General features: G+C 54.6%; 16 protein-coding genes. All 16 read left to right on the forward strand.

Going from position 1 to position 16,929, the window contains the following annotated elements:
- The first annotated feature begins 23 nt into the window (after window positions 1–23).
- The 16 genes from pheS (at window position 24) to D9980_RS05970 (ending at window position 16,891) form a co-directional block, all read left to right on the forward strand.
- A complete protein-coding gene (gene pheS, locus D9980_RS05895) occupies window positions 24–1,007 on the forward strand; it encodes a phenylalanine--tRNA ligase subunit alpha (RefSeq protein WP_021804595.1) in 984 nt (327 codons plus the stop codon).
- A gap of 14 nt (window positions 1,008–1,021) precedes the next feature.
- Window positions 1,022–3,409, forward strand: coding sequence for a phenylalanine--tRNA ligase subunit beta (pheT, locus tag D9980_RS05900; protein ID WP_121606702.1), 2,388 nt, complete (start codon window positions 1,022–1,024; stop codon window positions 3,407–3,409).
- Window positions 3,410–3,413: 4 nt separating this feature from the next.
- Complete coding sequence (gene ihfA / locus D9980_RS05905) at window positions 3,414–3,710, forward strand: integration host factor subunit alpha (protein WP_004943604.1); 297 nt, start codon at window positions 3,414–3,416, stop codon at window positions 3,708–3,710.
- A 246-nt stretch (window positions 3,711–3,956) separates the two neighbouring features.
- Window positions 3,957–4,964, forward strand: coding sequence for a vitamin B12 ABC transporter permease BtuC (gene btuC, locus D9980_RS05910; RefSeq protein WP_121606703.1), 1,008 nt, complete (start codon window positions 3,957–3,959; stop codon window positions 4,962–4,964).
- Window positions 4,965–5,034: 70 nt separating this feature from the next.
- Entirely contained in the window at window positions 5,035–5,586 is a 552-nt protein-coding gene (locus tag D9980_RS05915; RefSeq protein WP_121606704.1) for a glutathione peroxidase, read from the forward strand.
- Between the two features lie 16 nt (window positions 5,587–5,602).
- Window positions 5,603–6,358, forward strand: coding sequence for a vitamin B12 ABC transporter ATP-binding protein BtuD (gene btuD / locus D9980_RS05920; protein ID WP_121606705.1), 756 nt, complete (start codon window positions 5,603–5,605; stop codon window positions 6,356–6,358).
- Window positions 6,359–6,755: 397 nt separating this feature from the next.
- The gene (gene arnB, locus D9980_RS05925; RefSeq protein ID WP_121606706.1) at window positions 6,756–7,910 is read left to right on the forward strand and encodes a UDP-4-amino-4-deoxy-L-arabinose aminotransferase; all 1,155 of its coding nucleotides are present in this window, start codon (window positions 6,756–6,758) and stop codon (window positions 7,908–7,910) included.
- Window positions 7,897–8,877: an undecaprenyl-phosphate 4-deoxy-4-formamido-L-arabinose transferase gene (arnC, locus tag D9980_RS05930; RefSeq protein ID WP_121606707.1), complete on the forward strand. Its 981-nt coding sequence runs from the start codon at window positions 7,897–7,899 to the stop codon at window positions 8,875–8,877. The genes arnB and arnC overlap by 14 nt, the downstream gene beginning before the upstream one ends.
- A complete protein-coding gene (gene arnA / locus D9980_RS05935; protein WP_121608963.1) occupies window positions 8,877–10,859 on the forward strand; it encodes a bifunctional UDP-4-amino-4-deoxy-L-arabinose formyltransferase/UDP-glucuronic acid oxidase ArnA in 1,983 nt (660 codons plus the stop codon). The genes arnC and arnA overlap by 1 nt, the downstream gene beginning before the upstream one ends.
- A complete protein-coding gene (arnD, locus tag D9980_RS05940) occupies window positions 10,856–11,767 on the forward strand; it encodes a 4-deoxy-4-formamido-L-arabinose-phosphoundecaprenol deformylase (protein ID WP_121606708.1) in 912 nt (303 codons plus the stop codon). The genes arnA and arnD overlap by 4 nt, the downstream gene beginning before the upstream one ends.
- On the forward strand, window positions 11,764–13,428 hold the full coding sequence (arnT, locus tag D9980_RS05945; RefSeq protein WP_121606709.1) for a lipid IV(A) 4-amino-4-deoxy-L-arabinosyltransferase: 1,665 nt from the start codon (window positions 11,764–11,766) through the stop codon (window positions 13,426–13,428). Before arnD ends, arnT begins: the two co-directional genes overlap by 4 nt.
- Complete coding sequence (arnE, locus tag D9980_RS05950; protein ID WP_024486713.1) at window positions 13,425–13,769, forward strand: 4-amino-4-deoxy-L-arabinose-phosphoundecaprenol flippase subunit ArnE; 345 nt, start codon at window positions 13,425–13,427, stop codon at window positions 13,767–13,769. The genes arnT and arnE overlap by 4 nt, the downstream gene beginning before the upstream one ends.
- Window positions 13,766–14,155, forward strand: coding sequence for a 4-amino-4-deoxy-L-arabinose-phosphoundecaprenol flippase subunit ArnF (arnF, locus tag D9980_RS05955; protein ID WP_024486712.1), 390 nt, complete (start codon window positions 13,766–13,768; stop codon window positions 14,153–14,155). The genes arnE and arnF overlap by 4 nt, the downstream gene beginning before the upstream one ends.
- A gap of 168 nt (window positions 14,156–14,323) precedes the next feature.
- Window positions 14,324–14,782 (forward strand): NlpC/P60 family protein, encoded by a 459-nt coding sequence (locus D9980_RS05960; protein ID WP_021178133.1) that lies wholly within the window; start codon window positions 14,324–14,326, stop codon window positions 14,780–14,782.
- A gap of 57 nt (window positions 14,783–14,839) precedes the next feature.
- Window positions 14,840–15,853, forward strand: coding sequence for a lipoate--protein ligase A (locus D9980_RS05965; RefSeq protein ID WP_121608964.1), 1,014 nt, complete (start codon window positions 14,840–14,842; stop codon window positions 15,851–15,853).
- Window positions 15,854–16,153: 300 nt separating this feature from the next.
- The gene (locus D9980_RS05970) at window positions 16,154–16,891 is read left to right on the forward strand and encodes an EAL domain-containing protein (protein ID WP_121606710.1); all 738 of its coding nucleotides are present in this window, start codon (window positions 16,154–16,156) and stop codon (window positions 16,889–16,891) included.
- Window positions 16,892–16,929: the final 38 nt, after the last annotated feature.

A 16,929-nucleotide genomic window follows, 5' to 3' on the forward strand; every position in this document is an offset into this window, starting at 1 on the left:
AAGGCCAGAGGAAGAGGAAAGCAATGTCACATCTCGCAGAGCTGGTTGCCAACGCCAAGGCAGCCGTAGAAGATGCCCAAGATGTTGCCGCGTTGGATTTGGTACGCGTCGAATATTTTGGCAAGAAAGGTCATTTTACCTTACAGATGCAGTCCCTGCGTGAAGTGCCAGCGGAAGATCGCCCGGCAGCCGGGGCGGTGATCAACCAGGCAAAACAGGAAGTTCAGGATGCGCTGAACGCGCGTAAGAACGCGTTGGAGTCTGCGGTGCTGAACGCTCGCCTGGCGGCGGAGACCATCGACGTCTCGCTACCGGGGCGTCGCCTGGAGAACGGTGGCCTGCACCCTGTCACTCGCACCATCGATCGTATCGAAACCTTCTTTGGCGAACTGGGCTTCTCGGTTGAGACCGGCCCGGAAATCGAAGACGATTACCATAACTTCGACGCGCTGAATATCCCTGGGCATCACCCGGCGCGCGCCGACCACGATACCTTCTGGTTTGACGCGACGCGCCTGCTGCGTACCCAAACTTCTGGCGTGCAGATCCGCACCATGAAGAACCAGCAGCCACCGATCCGCATCATCGCACCGGGCCGCGTGTATCGTAACGACTACGATCAGACACATACCCCGATGTTCCACCAGATGGAAGGGCTGATCGTCGACAAGGACATCAGCTTCACCAACCTGAAAGGGACGCTGCACGATTTCCTGAACAACTTCTTTGAAGAAGACCTGCAGGTTCGTTTCCGTCCTTCCTATTTCCCGTTCACCGAGCCTTCTGCCGAAGTGGATGTAATGGGCAAAAACGGTAAGTGGCTGGAAGTGTTGGGTTGCGGCATGGTGCACCCGAACGTACTGCGCAACGTGGGTATCGATCCGGAAATCTATTCCGGCTTTGCCTTCGGTATGGGTATGGAGCGCCTGACGATGCTGCGTTACGGCGTCACCGACCTGCGCGCGTTCTTCGAAAACGATCTGCGTTTCCTCAAACAGTTTAAGTAAGGCGGGAATATCACATGAAATTCAGTGAACTCTGGTTGCGCGAGTGGGTAAACCCGGCCATCAGCAGCGAAGCATTATCCGATCAAATCACCATGGCTGGCCTGGAAGTAGACGGCGTTGAGCCGGTGGCTGGCGTGTTCAACGGCGTAGTCGTGGGCCACGTGGTGGAGTGCGGTCAGCACCCGAACGCCGACAAACTGCGCGTCACCAAAGTCGATGTGGGCGGTGAACGCCTGTTAGACATCGTTTGTGGCGCGCCAAACTGCCGTTCTGGCCTGAAAGTAGCCGTTGCTACCGTCGGTGCCGTGCTGCCGGGCGACTTCAAAATCAAGGCCGCCAAGCTGCGTGGCGAGCCTTCTGAAGGCATGCTGTGTTCGTTCTCCGAACTGGCGATTTCAGACGATCATGACGGCATCATTGAGTTGCCGCAAGATGCACCGATCGGCACCGATATCCGTGACTATCTGCAATTGAACGATAGCGCGATCGAAATCAGCGTCACGCCGAACCGTGCCGATTGCCTGGGCATCATTGGCGTCGCGCGCGACGTTGCCGTGCTGAACCAACTGCCGCTGACCGAGCCGGATATGAGCCCGGTTGCTGCCACCATCACCGACACCCTGCCAATCCGTGTAGAAGCCCCTCAGGCCTGCCCACGTTACCTTGGCCGCGTAGTGAAAGGCATCAACGTGAAGGCACCTTCACCACTGTGGATGCGTGAGAAGCTGCGCCGTGCCGGTATTCGCTCGATTGATGCCGTGGTCGACGTGACCAACTACGTGCTGATGGAGCTGGGCCAACCGATGCACGCTTTTGACCTCAATCGTATTGAGGGCGGTATCGTGGTGCGTATGGCTCACGAAGGTGAAACGCTGCGTCTGCTGGATGGCAACGAAGCCAAACTGCAGGCAGATACCCTGGTGATTGCCGATCAGCAAAAAGCGCTGGCCATGGGTGGCATCTTTGGCGGTGAGCACTCTGGCGTGAATGACGAAACCCAGGATGTGCTGCTGGAGTGTGCTTTCTTCAGCCCGCTGTCGATTACTGGTCGTGCTCGCCGTCATGGCCTGCATACCGATGCTTCACATCGTTACGAGCGTGGCGTAGACCCGGCACTGCAACATAAGGCGATGGAGCGTGCCACACGCCTGCTGATTGACATCTGCGGTGGTCAGGCTGGCCCAATCATTGACGTTAGCGATGAGAGCACCTTACCGAAGCGAGCCACCATTGCGCTGCGCCGTGAAAAACTGGACCGTCTGATTGGCCACGTGGTGCCAAGCGAGCAGGTGAGCGATATTCTGCGCCGCCTGGGTTGCCAGGTTACCGAGCAGGGCGACAACTGGCTGGCGGTGGCGCCAAGCTGGCGTTTCGATATGGAGATCGAAGAAGATTTGGTGGAAGAAGTGGCCCGTGTCTATGGCTACAACAACATCCCGGATGTGCCAGTGCGCGCCGATCTGGTGATGACCAAACACCGCGAATCCGATCTGACCCTGAAGCGCGTGAAGACCATGTTGGTCGATCATGGCTATCAGGAAGCAATTACTTACAGTTTTGTTGACCCGAAAGTGCAGGCGTTGCTGCACCCAGGTGAAGAAGCCCTGATCCTGCCAAGCCCTATCTCGGTAGAGATGTCCGCGATGCGTCTGTCACTGTGGACCGGCCTGCTCTCGGCGGTGGTATACAACCAGAATCGCCAGCAAACTCGGGTGCGCCTGTTTGAGAGCGGGCTGCGCTTTGTCCCTGATACTGCGGCAAATCTGGGTATCCGCCAGGATGTCATGCTGGCTGGCGTGATTGCCGGGCATACCCATGATGAGCATTGGGATCTGGCAAGAAAGCCAGTGGACTTCTATGATTTGAAAGGGGATCTGGAATCGGTATTGGAGCTGACCGGTAAATTATCCGAAATTCAGTTCAAGGCAGAGTCCAATCCCGCCCTGCATCCTGGGCAAAGTGCGGCTATTTATTTACACGGCGAGCGTGTCGGTTTCATCGGTGTGGTTCACCCAGAACTTGAACGTAAACTGGATCTTAACGGCCGTACTGTGGTATTTGAATTGGAGTGGAACAAGCTCGCAAGCCGCGCCGTGCCTCAGGCCCGTGAGGTTTCTCGCTTCCCTGCAAACCGCCGCGATATCGCCGTTGTAGTGGCTGAAAACGTCGCCGCAGAAGATATTTTGGCAGAGTGTAAGAAAGTTGGCGCAAATCAGGTAGTTGGCGTAAACTTGTTTGATGTGTACCGTGGCAAGGGCGTAGCTGAGGGTTATAAGAGCCTGGCTATCAGTCTGGTGTTGCAGGATACCGCCCGTACACTGGAAGAAGAGGAGATTGCCGCTACCGTTGCAAAATGTGTAGAGGCTCTAAAACAGCGATTCCAAGCATCCTTGAGGGATTGAACCTATGGCGCTTACTAAAGCTGAAATGTCAGAACACCTGTTTGAGAAGCTAGGGCTTAGCAAACGGGATGCCAAAGACCTGGTAGAACTGTTCTTTGAAGAGGTCCGTCGAGCTCTGGAGAACGGAGAACAGGTCAAGCTGTCTGGTTTTGGCAATTTTGATTTGCGAGACAAGAACCAACGTCCGGGACGCAACCCGAAAACCGGTGAGGACATTCCGATTACGGCGCGCCGCGTGGTCACTTTCCGTCCGGGACAGAAACTGAAAAGCCGGGTGGAGAACGCCAGCCCGAAAGAGTAGGTTACACAACGCCAAAAAGGCCGCGCAAGCGGCCTTTTTCTTTAGCCAGTTTATCAACCTCACTGGGCCAGCGCTGCATGCTGTTCCGGTCTATTGCCATCATTGCACCGATGACCGGCAATGCCAGCCGCTGTTTTCCCAACCATTCGATGACTCAGTCCTTCCCCTAAGCGCCCGAACCTCCTACTATTTGCTGCAAGACGTTATTTTCAGGCCGCTATCGGCCAGTAGGGAAGTTGTGTAGTTATGCCGAGCAGTCAGACCTTCACTTTGTTGCAACAGCATCAACACCGCCGCGATAAACGCTATTTGACCTGGCTGACGCTGGGCGTCGTGCTGGCATTTGCCTTCAGCCTGAGCGCCGGGGATCTGTGGATCTGGCCTGCGGAGTGGTTGAGTGAGCCTGCACAGCTGTTTGTCTGGCAATTGCGCCTGCCACGAGCGCTGGCGGTGATGCTGGTGGGGGCAAGCCTGGCGGTGGCCGGGGCGGCGATGCAGGCTCTGTTTGAGAACCCGTTGGCGGAGCCTGGACTGCTTGGCGTATCCAACGGTGCCGGAGTGGCGCTGGTGCTGACGGTGCTGTTCGGTAACGGCCTGCTGCCGGTGGCGTTGATGAGCATGAACGCCATCGCAGGCGCCCTGGTGATGACCTTCCTGTTGCTGATTTTTGCCCGCCGTCGCCGGTTGAGCAACGCACGCTTGCTGCTGGTGGGGGTAGCGCTGGGGATTGTGTGCAGCGCGATTATGACCTGGGCCGTCTATTTCAGTTCGAGCCTCGACCTGCGGCAGCTAATGTACTGGATGATGGGCGGTTTCGGCGGGGTGGATTGGCGGCAGAAATGGCTGCTGTTAGCCCTGTTGCCGGCGCTGCTGTGGCTATGCGCGCAAGGCAAGGTGCTGAACTTGATGGCGCTTGGCGAAATGCAGGCCCGGCAGTTGGGCCTCTCTCTGCACGTATGGCGTAATCTGCTGGTGCTGGCCATCGGCTGGCTGGTGGGCACCAGTGTGGCCCTGGCGGGCGTGATTGGCTTTATCGGCCTGGTGATCCCGCATATTTTGCGCCTCAGTGGTTTGACCAACCAACGTTACCTGCTGCCTGGCTGCGCCTTGGCAGGCGCGGGCGTATTGTTAGTGGCGGACGTGGTGGCGCGGATTGCGCTGTTTTCGGCGGAATTACCCATCGGCGTGGTCACTGCAACGCTTGGAGCGCCTCTTTTTATCTGGTTACTGGCGCGGACAAAAAGCGTAAGGTAAACCGGCTGCCGGTAATGTCCGGCGGCGTTTTTCTGTCTCACCTGCAAATAAAACCAAAGGAAAACATCTGATGAGCAACCCGATTTATGCCATTCCCCTGCAAACCATTGAGAACCAATCTACCACGCTGAACGCTTATGCTGGCAAGGTGCTGCTGGTGGTCAACGTAGCGTCGGAATGCGGCCTGACCAAGCAATACGAAGGTCTGGAAAAGCTTTATGAAACCTGGCGTGAGCAGGGTTTAGCGGTGTTGGGCTTCCCCTCCAATGAGTTTCTTGGCCAGGAGCCGGGCAGCAATGAAGAGATCCTGGCGTTTTGCCGTGGCACCTTTGGCGTCCAGTTCCCAATGTTTGCCAAAATCGAAGTCAATGGTGAGGGCCGTCATCCGCTGTATCGGGAACTGATTGCCGCACAGCCAGAGGCCGTCGTACCAGAAGGCAGTGGTTTCCTGGAGCGGATGAGCAGCAAAGGCCGTGCGCCGAAGCACACCGGCGATATCCTGTGGAACTTTGAGAAATTCTTGATTGGCCGTGATGGTCAGGTGATCCAACGCTTCTCGCCGGATATGACGCCGGAAGATCCACAGGTGTCCGAGGCCATCAAACAGGCTTTGGCCAAGTAAAGGAGCGAACAGAACCATGCTGCAACTCAGTGAGGTAGGGGTAGAAGGGCGATTGGTGCCGTTTTCTGGGCAGATCGCCGCTGGGTTGCAGGTGCACCTGATCGGCCCTAACGGCGCAGGTAAGAGCACGTTGTTGGCCAGATTGGCGGGAATGTTGCCAGGGCTTGGCGAAGTTCGGCTGTCTGGGCGTTTACTGGAAGCGTATACGGGGAATGAACTGGCAAGGCACCGGGCTTATCTGTGTCAGCAGCAGCCTCCGGTTGCGCTAATGCCGGTATTTCAATATCTCGCCTTACATCAGCCCGCCGGGGCGGAAGAAAGCGAGCTGGAAAAAGCCATCCTGTATTTGGCACGTAGCCTAAAGCTGGCGGATAAATTATCCCGCATGTTGACTCAACTCTCTGGGGGGGAATGGCAACGGGTGCGGCTGGCCGCAGTGTTGTTACAGGTTTGGCCGACGGTCAACCCGCTTAGCCAATTACTGCTGCTCGATGAACCGACCAACAGTCTGGATGTGGCGCAAAAGGTGGCGCTCGATCGCCTGCTGCGCGAATTTTGCCAAAGTGGCCGCAGCGCCCTGGTCTGTGCTCACGATCTCAATCATACCTTGCAACAGGCCGATCGGGTCTGGTTGCTGCAATCAGGACGGTTGGTGGCCGAGGGGGGCACCCACGAGGTCATGGAGCCGGGGTTATTATCCAAGGTTTATGACGTGGATTTTCATCTGCAGGCGGTAGGGGAACAGCGCTGGATTATGACTAAAACGGCCTAGCGATGTTTAGACGTTTTTTAACCGATAAAACGGAGATTAAACGAAAAGTAAACGTGCTCGATATAATTACCCAATAAGGGTACAAATCTTGCGGGTAATCTCACAAAATAACATGGTAAATCCACGATTACCTGCTAGGCTGAACGGGTTGAAAAAGAATTAAGTAAAAAATTATAACTACATAACTCAATGATTATACAACTAATCATTATTTCCTTGATGAAGAAGTTTTACAGAAGGTTTCCTGATAATAATTTCTCCCTTAAGGTTTAGTTAAGCTTGCCCACGTACATTGGCAGTTAATCCACCAGTGATCATTCTTTGTGACGTTTACTATTCGTTAAATGTAAAAGTCTTACAGTGGTTTAAAGAAAATCGAGACGTTTGGGGTTTAATTATGGATCAATTCCTGCCTTTTTCACGCCCGGCAATTGGGGATGAAGAAATTGCGGCGGTAGAAAAGGTGTTGCGTTCGGGCTGGATCACTACCGGGCCGCAAAATCAGCAGTTGGAAAGCGAGTTTTGCCGTACTTTCGGCTGCAAGCATGCGGTTGCCGTCTGCTCTGCAACTGCGGGGATGCACATCACTCTGATGGCTCTGGATATCGGGCCAGGGGATGAAGTCATTACCCCCTCTCAAACCTGGGTTTCCACGCTCAATATGATCGAGTTGCTGGGCGCTACGCCGGTGATGATCGATGTTGACCGTGACACTTTGATGGTCAGCGCAGCCGATGTTGAGGCTGCAATCACCCCACGTACCAAAGCGATTATTCCCGTCCACTATGCGGGCGCACCATTACCGATGGATGAACTGCGCGCAGTGGCTCAACGCCATAATATTCCCCTGATTGAAGATGCCGCTCACGCCGTGGGCACCCGTTTCAATGGTGAATGGGTGGGCGCGCGGGGCACCGCCATTTTCTCTTTCCACGCCATCAAAAACCTGACCTGTGCAGAAGGTGGCCTGATCGCGACCGATGACGATCAACTGGCCGATCGCGTCCGCTGCCTGAAGTTCCATGGCCTGGGCGTTGATGCTTTTGACCGCCAACTGCAGGGGCGTAAGCCGCAGGCAGAAGTGGTTGAACCTGGCTATAAATACAACCTGTCAGATATTCATGCGGCGATCGCTGTGGTGCAGCTGGCGCGCTTGCCAGAGCTGAACGCCCGGCGCAAGGTGCTGGCGGAACGTTACCTGGCCGCGCTGCAAGACTCGCCTTTCCAGCCGTTGGGGTTGCCAGATTATCCGCACGATCACGCCTGGCACCTGTTTATGGTGCGTGTTGATGAACAACGTTGCGGCATTGGGCGCGATCAACTGATGGAACGGCTGAAAGAAGTTGGGGTTGGTACCGGTCTGCATTTCCGTGCCGCCCATACACAAAAATTCTACCGCGAACGTTACCCACAGCTGTCACTGCCTAATACCGAATGGAATTCGGCACGCCTGTGTACTTTACCGCTGTTCCCGGATATGACCGAAGCCGATGTCGATCGCGTGGTCAATGCCTTGTCTTCCGTATTGGAGTCTTCCCGTGTCTCGCGCTGAACCTATTAGCAAAGTTTCGGTGGTGATCCCGGTGTACAACGAGCAGGAGAGTTTACCTGCCTTGTTGGAGCGCACCACCGCCGCCTGTAAACAACTATTGCAACCTTATGAAATTATTCTGATTGACGATGGCAGCAGCGACAACTCTGCCGCCATGCTGACCGCCGCGGCGGAACAACCGGGGAGTTGCATTATTGCCGTGCTCCTGAACCGTAACTACGGCCAGCATTCCGCCATCATGGCGGGTTTCAATCAGGTCAGTGGCGATCTGGTGATCACCCTGGATGCCGATTTGCAAAACCCGCCGGAGGAAATTCCCCGTCTGGTCAGCGTCGCGGAAGAGGGCTATGACGTGGTGGGTACCGTGCGTGCCAACCGTCAGGACTCCTGGTTCCGCAAGACGGCCTCCCGCATGATCAATATGATGATCCAGCGCGCGACCGGTAAATCCATGGGCGACTATGGATGCATGCTGCGTGCCTATCGTCGCCATATCATCGAAGCGATGCTGCATTGCCATGAGCGCAGTACCTTTATTCCGATCCTGGCCAACACCTTTGCTCGCCGTACCACGGAGATCGAGGTGCGTCACGCTGAACGCGAGTTCGGTGACTCCAAATATAGCCTGATGAAGCTGATCAACCTGATGTATGACCTGATCACCTGCCTGACCACCACGCCGCTGCGTCTGCTTAGCGTGATAGGCAGCGTGATTGCACTGTCGGGCTTCGTGCTGGCGGTGTTGTTGATCGTGCTGCGCTTGGTTCTGGGGCCGGAATGGGCGGCAGGCGGAGTGTTCACATTGTTTGCGGTGTTATTCACCTTTATCGGTGCACAGTTTGTCGGTATGGGATTGTTAGGGGAGTACATCGGCCGGATTTATAACGACGTCCGCGCTCGTCCCCGCTATTTTGTCCAGAAAGTGGTCGGTGCTAAACCAACCCAAAATACTCAGGAAGAAGAATGATGAAAGCTATTGTATTTGCATACCATGATATCGGCTGCGCGGGTTTGAAAGCGCTGACAGAAGCGGGCTATGACGTACAGGCCGTATTTACCCATACCGATGATCCAGGTGAAAACAACTTCTTCTCTTCCGTTGCTCGCCAGGGCGCTGAACTGGAGCTGCCGGTGTATGCACCGGAAGATGTCAATCATCCGCTGTGGGTGGAGCGTATCCGTGAGCTGCAACCGGATATTATTTTCTCTTTCTACTACCGCAATATGTTGAGCGATGAGATCCTGTCTCTGGCTCCAAAAGGTGGTTTTAACCTGCATGGTTCACTGTTGCCACGCTACCGTGGCCGCGCACCGATCAACTGGGCGCTGGTGAACGGCGAAACCGAGACCGGAGCCACGCTGCACAAGATGGTCAAACGTCCGGATGCTGGTGATATCGTAGGTCAGCATAAAGTGGCGATTTCCGATCAGGACACCGCACTGACGCTGCACAAAAAAGTGTTGGAAGCGGCGCAGATCGTCTTGAAAGAACAACTGCCGAAACTGAAAAACGGTACGGCCAGCCTGACGGTGCAAAACGAAGCGGATGCCAGCTATTTTGGCCGCCGTACCGCTGCCGACGGTGAGATTCAGTGGCACAAGTCTGCTCATGAAATCAACAACCTGGTGCGAGCTGTCACCGAACCTTATCCGGGCGCCTTCAGCTATCTGGGCCAGCGCAAGGTGATCGTTTGGCGCGCACGCGTGCTGGATACCGCACATGATAAGCAGCCTGGCACGGTGCTGAGCACCACTCCACTGGTGATTGCCTGTGGTGAAGGGGCGCTGGAAATCGTGGCTGGCCAGAGCGAGTCTGGTTTGTATGTGCAAGGCAACCGCCTTGCCGCGGAAATGGGCATGGTGAGCGACGTACGTCTGGCTGCCAAGCCAAGCTCGGTGATGAAGCGCCGGACCCGCGTGTTGATCCTGGGCGTTAACGGCTTTATCGGTAACCATCTCACCGAACGTCTGCTGCGCGAAGATCGTTACGATATTTATGGCCTGGATATCGGCTCTGATGCCATCAGCCGTTTCCTCGATAACCCGCGCTTCCACTTTGTGGAAGGGGATATCAGCATTCATTCGGAGTGGATCGAATATCACATCAAGAAGTGCGACGTGGTATTGCCGCTGGTGGCGATCGCCACACCGATCGAATACACCCGCAATCCGCTGCGCGTGTTCGAGCTGGATTTCGAAGAAAACCTGAAAATCGTTCGCGACTGCGTGAAATACAACAAACGCATCATCTTCCCGTCCACCTCCGAGGTTTACGGCATGTGTGACGATAAAGAGTTTGATGAGGACACTTCGCGTCTGATCGTCGGGCCAATCAACAAACAGCGCTGGATCTATTCGGTCTCCAAACAGCTGTTGGACCGGGTTATCTGGGCTTATGGGGCTAAAGAAGGCCTGAAGTTCACGCTGTTCCGTCCGTTTAACTGGATGGGGCCACGTCTGGACAACCTGGATGCGGCGCGCATCGGCTCATCGCGCGCGATCACCCAGTTGATCCTGAACCTGGTTGAAGGCTCACCGATCAAACTGGTGGACGGTGGGGCGCAGAAACGTTGCTTTACCGATATCAACGATGGTATTGAAGCGCTGTACCGCATTATTGAAAACCGCGACGGTCAATGTGATGGTCAGATCGTCAACATCGGCAACCCGACCAACGAAGCCAGTATTCGTGAGCTGGCGGAAATGCTGCTGGCCAGCTTCAATGAGCATCCGCTGCGCGGTAATTTCCCGCCGTTTGCCGGTTTCAAGGACGTGGAAAGCAGCAGCTACTACGGCAAAGGGTATCAGGACGTTGAGCACCGTACACCAAGCATCAAGAACGCGCGCCGCCTGCTGGGCTGGCAGCCGACGATCGCCATGCAGCAAACCGTTGCCGAGACGCTGGACTACTTCCTGCGTACTACGGTAAAGGAAGGTGATGGTGCATGAAGAAGGTCGGCCTGCGAGTTGATGTAGACACCTTTAGCGGTACCCGTGAAGGGGTGCCGCGCCTGCTGGAACTGTTTGCCAAATACGATATTCAGGCCAGCTTCTTCTTCAGCGTCGGGCCGGACAACATGGGGCGCCACTTGTGGCGCCTGCTTCGTCCCCAATTCCTGCTGAAAATGCTGCGTTCCAAGGCGGCGTCTCTGTACGGTTGGGATATCCTGCTGGCGGGGACCGCGTGGCCTGGGCGGAATATTTCCCGACCTTTGGGGCCGTTGATGAAGCGCACGTTGGAAATGGGCCACGAAGTAGGGTTGCATGCCTGGGATCATCAAGGGTGGCAGGCCAAGGTGGGGCAGTGGTCCAAACCCGAGTTGACGCGTCAGGTTCAGTTGGGCGTTGATGCACTGGCCAATGCAATCGGTCAACCGGTCCGATTTTCGGCGGTGGCGGGGTGGCGTGCCGATCAGCGCGTGGTGGAGGTTAAGCAAGGTTTTGGTTTCGAGTATAACAGCGATTGCCGTGGCACCCATCCGTTCCGTCCGCTATTAGAGAACGGCCAGCCGGGCACGGTGCAAATCCCCGTGACGCTCCCCACCTTTGATGAGGTGGTTGGCCGTGAAACCAGCATGGCGGATTTCAATGATTATATTCTGCGAGCGATAGAAAACGATGGTGGGGTGCCAGTGTACACCATACATACCGAGGTGGAAGGTATGTCGCAGTCGGCCATGTTCGAACAGCTGTTACAGCGTGCAAAACAGCAAGGTATCGAGTTCTGCCCGCTGAGCGCGTTACTGCCCCAAGACGTGTCATCACTGCCGCTAGGCCGCATTACTCGCGCCCCATTTCCTGGCCGAGAAGGCTGGTTGGGTTATCAAACCGAAGTTGGGGGAGAAAAGGTTTCATGAAAGCGTTGAAAGGATCCTGGGCCATCGTATTGGCCATTTTTTTTGCCCTGGTGTATCTGCTGCCGGTGAATGGGCGGTTGCTGTGGCAGCCGGATGAAACCCGCTATGCCGAAATCAGCCGTGAAATGCTGGCGCGCGGAGATTGGGTTGTGCCTAACCTGCTAGGCCTGCGCTATTTTGAAAAGCCGGTCGCCGGTTACTGGTTTAACAACATTAGCCAGTGGTTGTTCGGCGATAGCAACTTTGCCGTGCGCTTTGGTTCGATATTCAGCACTGGTATGACCGCCTTGCTGGTCTTTGCCCTGGCCTGGCTGATGTGGAAAAATGCGCGTCGTGCCAGCCTGGCAGTGCTGATCTTCCTGTCGATGGTGCTGGTATTCAGTATCGGTACTTATAGCGTCCTCGATCCGATGATCTCGCTGTGGTTGACGGCAGCCATGGTCAGCTATTATCTGACGCTGAAAGCCACCACCGCCAAAGGTAAGCTGGGGGGCTATGTGTTGCTCGGGCTGGCCTGTGGCATGGGGTTTATGACCAAAGGCTTTCTGGCGCTGGCGGTGCCGGTGATTGCCGTTATCCCCATTGTTATTCAGCAGCGTAAAGTCAAAGATCTGTTCTGCTATGGGCCAGTGGCGATCGTGGTGGCGGTACTGCTCAGCCTGCCGTGGGCGCTAGCGGTGGCCCAACGCGAGCCGGACTATTGGAACTACTTCTTCTGGGTGGAGCATATTCAGCGCTTTGCCGAAGACAATGCCCAGCATAAGGCACCCTTTTGGTATTACATCCCGATCCTGATCGCTGCGGTACTGCCGTGGTTGGGATTATTGCCTGGTTCCCTGCTCAAGGGATGGCGTGAGCGTGTGCAGCGCCCAGAGCTGTTTTTCCTGTTGAGCTGGGTGGTGATGCCGCTGATCTTCTTCAGCATCGCCAAAGGCAAGCTGCCTACCTATATTCTGCCTTGCATGGCGCCGTTGGCACTGCTGATGGCGGCTTACGCCGAGGATTGCGCAGGGCAGTTACGTACTCGGGTCTTCAAGGTGAATGCTCTACTGAATGGCCTGTTTGGTCTGATTGGCATTATCGCGTTGTTGCTCATCGGTTCCGGTGTGTTACATAAAGTACATCTGTTTACTGCCGATGAGTGGCCGAAAATCGTGCTCGGTCTGATTGCCTTTGGTGGTTGGCTGCTGTTTGCCGTGATTTCCGCTCGTGATAACGCGAAACGCTGGACCTGGGCGGCCGCCTGCCCGCTGCTGCTTTGTCTGTTGATCGGCTACGCTATCCCACAGCAGGTGATCGACTCCAAGCAGCCGCAAAACTTCATTCGTGACAATATCGCCACGCTCAGCCAGAGCCAGTTTGTGTTGGCCGATCGCGTGGGTATCGCCGCTGGCCTGGCCTGGGAACTGAAACGCAGCGATGTGCTGATGTACGGTGAAAAAGGCGAGCTCACTTATGGCTTGGCCTATCCCGATGCACGTGGCCACTATATCGGCGAAGAAGATTTTGCTGGCTGGTTGGCTCAGGCTCGTAAACAGGGGGATGTGTCACTGGTAATGCAACTCTCCCGTGGTGAACACGTGCCGACAGATTTGCCACCGCCAGACAGCGTGGTCGAGATGCATCGCATGGCATTGGTATGGTATAAGCAGCAACCATGATGGCGTATTTATTGGTGATCCTGGTTAGCCTGTTCACCTGTGCGGGGCAGCTGTGTCAGAAACAGGCTGCCCTTACCTGGCAACAGGCTGGCGATCGGCGGCGGGCTTTAACGCTGCGCTGGTTGGCGCTGGCGGTGCTGCTAATGGGGCTGGGCATGCTGGTGTGGCTAAATGTGTTGCAGCGTCTGCCGCTCAGCCTGGCCTATCCGATGCTGAGCCTCAATTTTGTCCTGGTGACGCTGGCGGCACGCTGGTTGTTCAACGAGCCGACTACGGTGCGTCACTGGTGCGGCGTGGCGTCGATCATGCTGGGGATCCTGCTGATGAGTCTGCAATCATGAAAGGTTATCTTTGGGGGGCGGGCAGCGTTCTGTTAGTGACGTTGGCCCAGTTGCTGATGAAATGGGGCATGGGACAAATCCCGCTGTTGTCCTTTGCCGATGTTACCTGGCCGTTACTCAACCAGTACGGAATGGCCTTGATAGCGGTGGCCGTTGGCATCTTCGGCTATGCATTATCAATGCTGTGCTGGTTCTTCGCGCTACATTATCTGCCGCTGAACCGGGCTTATCCGCTACTGAGCGTCAGTTATGCGCTGGTTTACCTGGCGGCGGTGATCCTGCCCTGGTTTAATGAATCTGCCACCTTGCTCAAAACGCTGGGGACGCTGTTTATTCTGTTCGGTGTGTGGTTGATTAACAGCCATCGGGCGGCAAAAAACCGTTAATAGCGGAAAAAATCGTTGTCGATTCGAATATCTCATGGACAAAACTTGCCTTTTTATTAACTTGAGCGATAAATTAATGCCAAACAGCATTCTCCTTACCTGGGGTGGCGTGGTGAAATATCGCAGGCGGTTGATCCGCTTCGGTGTTCAAGTGAAAGGTAAAATGCGATGCGTGTGTGGTTTCTATTAGCCAGTTTAATTCTCGCCGGTTGCAGCAGCCATGCGCCGCCGCCGAGTGGCCGTTTGTCCGATTCCATCGTGGTGGTAGCGCAATTGAACGAGCAACTGCGTCAATGGTATGGTACCCCGTATCGCTATGGTGGGTTAGATCGCGGCGGTGTCGACTGTTCCGGCTTTGTCTATCGCACCTTCAGCGATCGTTTTGATATGCAATTACCGCGATCCACGGCGCAGCAAACCGGGCTGGGGACCAAAGTCTCGCGCGACGAGCTGATGCCGGGCGATCTGGTGTTTTTTAAAACCGGCAGCGGAGAGAATGGCCTGCATGTGGGGATCTACGATACCAACGACGAGTTTATTCATGCCTCTACCAGTAAAGGCGTGACACGTTCCTCACTCAACAACGTCTATTGGCGCAAGGTGTACTGGCAGGCGCGCCGGATTTAACGCCCCAAACCCCCTATCTGGTGTATTATGGCAGCACTGCATGATGAGGTGACTGCCATGAATTCCTTACGTTTATTGATTTCCGATTCCTACGATCCCTGGTTTAATCTGGCGGTAGAAGAGTGCATCTTCCGCGAAATGACCACGCAAAAAATCCTCTTCCTGTGGCGTAATGCCGAAACCGTGGTGATCGGCCAGTCGCAGAACCCGTGGAAAGAGTGCAATACCCGGCGGATGGAGCAGGATGGCATTCGTCTGGCACGGCGCAGCAGCGGCGGCGGGGCGGTGTTTCACGACCTGGGCAATACCTGCTTTACCTTTATGGCCGGTAAGCCCGGCTACGATAAAACCGTTTCTACCGGCATTATTCTGGCGGCGCTGAAACAGCTGGGTGTTGATGCTTCGGCTTCCGGACGTAACGATTTGGTGGTCGAAACGGCCGACGGAGTGCGCAAGATCTCCGGCTCAGCCTACCGCGAAACTCAGGATCGTGGTTTTCATCACGGTACGCTGCTGTTGAATGCCGATCTCAATCGCCTGGCGGATTATCTCAATCCCGATCCGAAAAAATTGCAGGCGAAAGGCATTACCTCCGTGCGTTCCAGGGTCGCCAACCTGGCCGAGTTTGTGCCAGAAATCGACCATCAGCAGGTTTGTGACGCCGTCATTCAGGCTTTCTTCGCTCATTATGGTGAAACGGCACAGCCGGAAGTGATCTCCCCGGATGTCTTCCCAGACCTGCCCGATTTTGCCCAGCAATTTGCCAAGCAGAGCAGTTGGGAATGGAATTTTGGCAAAGCGCCAGCGTTTAGCCACTTGCTGAATGAGCGCTTTACCTGGGGTGGGGTGGATATCTTCTTTGACGTGGAGAAGGGCGCGATTGTACGCGCGCAGATCTTCACCGACAGCCTTAACCCTGCGCCATTACAGACTTTGGCCGAAAAGCTGGTGGGCTGTGCCTATCGCAGCGAGGCGTTGGCAGACTGTTGTGCACAGCTGGTAGCGCAATATCCGCAGCAGGAGAGCGAGCTTAGTGAGTTGCGGCGTTGGCTGTTGGAAACCATTAAGTAGTGCTGTGTGGTAAATAAATTAGGAATTTTATTAATAAAATCAGGTGGTCGCCGCATCACCTGATCGTTGAACATAAAAAATAATTCACATATTGCGTAAAGCTTTTAATTTGTAATGATACATGCCGCAAATTAAATTAACGCACCTGACTGCCTGTACAAAAAAACATCGCCAAAACTATCAATTACTTGGCAACGACTGGCTAATCACATTACTATTTCTGAACTATCTCCCAGGGATTGATCGGTATAACTTATTGTTATACGATGGTTTGCACGCCATTAAGCCTCTGGCATTAAAATGAATATTCAATCTGACGTTGATTTTATTAGTCAGTACGTCTTCCTGCCGATTTACGCCATGACGGGAAGATTACTGGCGGTGGAACTTCTCACCCGTTTTACTGGCTCGGGCGACAACCTGGCGATGCCTACGGAGATCGGCCTGCGGTTATTAACCCCAGAACAAAGGATTGAGTTATTCACCGATCAACTCACGCTGGCTGAAAAGCACGCGTCATGGTTTGTTGCCAACGGGGTGACATTGACCATTAATATCGAAGAAACGGTTGTCGATTGGCTGCTTGGCAGTGAAACACGTCGTCAACGAGTGCAGCAGCTGCCGTTTATTGCTTTTGAAATCAATGAGCGTTTCCCCAACCTTTCCGCTGGGAAAGACAATGTGAAAATACGCTCGTTAAGCGACTACTTTTCGCTGTGGCTCGATGGTTTCGGTTCTGGCAAAGCGACGTTGACCGCGTTGTACGATGGTTTATTTGATTTTGTGAAGATCGACAAACGCTTTTATTGGCAATTGGTTACCCAACAGGGATATGACCTGGTTATCGATTCACTGCTTAAGAATATCAATCAACTTTGTAAGGGAGTTATTGTTTGCGGCATTGAGAAACATGAGTATTTCAATAAACTGACCAACACCGGTGTTTTAGGGCTACAGGGGTTTTTATGGCCTGCCATCAGTGTGGATAATCTGCGGTCTCTACGCAGGATTGCTGAAGAGTTCGATAATAATAGCTGATTTTTTCTTACACACCGGGGTAAATAGTGGACTGGATG

It is taken from the genome of Serratia sp. 3ACOL1 (genome assembly GCF_003668775.1).
In the GTDB taxonomy this organism is placed as follows: Bacteria; Pseudomonadota; Gammaproteobacteria; order Enterobacterales; family Enterobacteriaceae; genus Chania; species Chania fonticola.

What these genes read in the sequence shown, in the direction of transcription:
- pheS (WP_021804595.1), top strand. Translation starts at nt 24, where the DNA reads ATGTCACATCTCGCAGAGCTGGTTGCCAACGCCAAGGCAGCCGTAGAA.
- pheT (WP_121606702.1), top strand. Translation starts at nt 1,022, where the DNA reads ATGAAATTCAGTGAACTCTGGTTGCGCGAGTGGGTAAACCCGGCCATC.
- ihfA (WP_004943604.1), top strand. Translation starts at nt 3,414, where the DNA reads ATGGCGCTTACTAAAGCTGAAATGTCAGAACACCTGTTTGAGAAGCTA.
- btuC (WP_121606703.1), top strand. Translation starts at nt 3,957, where the DNA reads ATGCCGAGCAGTCAGACCTTCACTTTGTTGCAACAGCATCAACACCGC.
- D9980_RS05915 (WP_121606704.1), top strand. Translation starts at nt 5,035, where the DNA reads ATGAGCAACCCGATTTATGCCATTCCCCTGCAAACCATTGAGAACCAA.
- btuD (WP_121606705.1), top strand. Translation starts at nt 5,603, where the DNA reads ATGCTGCAACTCAGTGAGGTAGGGGTAGAAGGGCGATTGGTGCCGTTT.
- arnB (WP_121606706.1), top strand. Translation starts at nt 6,756, where the DNA reads ATGGATCAATTCCTGCCTTTTTCACGCCCGGCAATTGGGGATGAAGAA.
- arnA (WP_121608963.1), top strand. Translation starts at nt 8,877, where the DNA reads ATGAAAGCTATTGTATTTGCATACCATGATATCGGCTGCGCGGGTTTG.
- arnD (WP_121606708.1), top strand. Translation starts at nt 10,856, where the DNA reads ATGAAGAAGGTCGGCCTGCGAGTTGATGTAGACACCTTTAGCGGTACC.
- arnT (WP_121606709.1), top strand. Translation starts at nt 11,764, where the DNA reads ATGAAAGCGTTGAAAGGATCCTGGGCCATCGTATTGGCCATTTTTTTT.
- arnE (WP_024486713.1), top strand. Translation starts at nt 13,425, where the DNA reads ATGATGGCGTATTTATTGGTGATCCTGGTTAGCCTGTTCACCTGTGCG.
- arnF (WP_024486712.1), top strand. Translation starts at nt 13,766, where the DNA reads ATGAAAGGTTATCTTTGGGGGGCGGGCAGCGTTCTGTTAGTGACGTTG.
- D9980_RS05960 (WP_021178133.1), top strand. Translation starts at nt 14,324, where the DNA reads ATGCGTGTGTGGTTTCTATTAGCCAGTTTAATTCTCGCCGGTTGCAGC.
- D9980_RS05965 (WP_121608964.1), top strand. Translation starts at nt 14,840, where the DNA reads ATGAATTCCTTACGTTTATTGATTTCCGATTCCTACGATCCCTGGTTT.
- D9980_RS05970 (WP_121606710.1), top strand. Translation starts at nt 16,154, where the DNA reads ATGAATATTCAATCTGACGTTGATTTTATTAGTCAGTACGTCTTCCTG.